This is a genomic window from Peribacillus sp. Bi96 (assembly GCF_918698115.1).
Lineage (GTDB): Bacteria > Bacillota > Bacilli > Bacillales > DSM-1321 > Peribacillus.
In genome coordinates this window covers 1-1,233 of sequence record NZ_CAKKLV010000072.1, presented here as the reverse complement: position 1 = coordinate 1,233, position 1,233 = coordinate 1, and the positions used below count along the sequence as shown (strand labels likewise).

The window sequence follows — 1,233 nt, the reverse complement described above, 5'->3', positions numbered from 1 at the left end:
AAGTTAAATCTTAAGCTGTTTTTGTAATTTGATCTTCAATGGCTTGTGGAGTTTTATATCCTAAGCTACTGTGAATTCTTTTTCGGTTATACCAACCTTCAATAAATTGGAATATCGCTAATTTAGCTGTTTGGTAGTCTAGATACTGTACGTGGTTGACTTCTTCCTTCTTTAATATCGCATGAAAAGATTCAATACAGGCATTATCGTACGGGCAACCCTTCTGGCTAAAGGATTGCTTAATATGATGATTCTGGGTATGTTGAGTAAACTCACTGCTTGTATATTGTGAGCCAAGATCCGTATGAAGAACTAAGCCCTCCGAGGGCTTTTGTGAAGAGTGAGCGTTATCGAAAGCTTTTATGACCAGTTCTGTCGTCATAGAACGTGAAAAGGAATACCCTACTATTTTCTTAGAATGAAGATCCAATACAGAAGCTAAATAACACCATCCGTCTTTTAACGTGTGGATATACGTAATATCAGCTACCCATTTCTCATTAATGGTCTGGGTAGTAAAGTCTCGTTTAAGCAAATTATCTAACTGAATAACCTTTTCTTTTGATGGATAAGGACGGTATTTTTTCTTCGTGATAGAACGAATACTCGCCTTGCTCATTAGGCGTTGAACACGCTTTAGACTTAGGGAAAATCCTTTGGTTAATAAGATTTTATGTATCTTGGGAGCACCATAACGTCCCTTGCTCTCTAAGTAGATGAGATAAATTTTCTTCGTTAGCTCTTTGTTTTCCTGTTCGCGATTGGATACGACAAGTTGAAGAGACTGATAATGGCTGCTTCTTGGGATTTCTAGTATTTCACACATCTTCTGTACGGGATATTGTTTCTTGTGTTCCTCAATAAATTCGGTAAGATCTGTCTCGGTTACTTTTTCGCGAATATGGCCATAGCCTTTTTTAAGATTTCAACTTCTTGCTTTAACCGAAGGTTTTCCTTCTGTATGGCAGCTAATTCCTTTGGAGTCATTGACTCTTCCCCTAAACCGATAGGGGTAAATTCTTTAACCCATTTATAAATGGTAACTTCTGATACGCCATATTCGCTGCTTAATTCTTTGACCGAATTACCCGAGTGATAAAGGTCTACAATAGTCTTCTTGAATTCATTATTATATTTTTTCCCTGTATTCTTACGTTCCAAGACGGACACATCCTCTCAAAAATCATTGTAAGGACTTAACTAAAATGTGTCCATGAAACTATACTAACTCCA

Annotated in this window: 1 protein-coding gene; it reads right to left on the bottom strand. The window is 37.1% G+C overall.

Annotated elements, in window-relative coordinates; translation table 11 throughout:
- Nucleotides 1-10: 10 nt before the first annotated feature.
- Nucleotides 11-1,161, bottom strand: a protein-coding gene (locus LQ203_RS27295) for an IS3 family transposase (RefSeq protein WP_230163063.1) whose coding sequence is annotated in 2 segments (ribosomal slippage) — nucleotides 11-924 and nucleotides 924-1,161 — 1,152 coding nt in all. Because the reading frame shifts where the segments join, the coding sequence is not laid out codon by codon here.
- Between the last annotated feature and the right edge of the window lie 72 nt (nucleotides 1,162-1,233).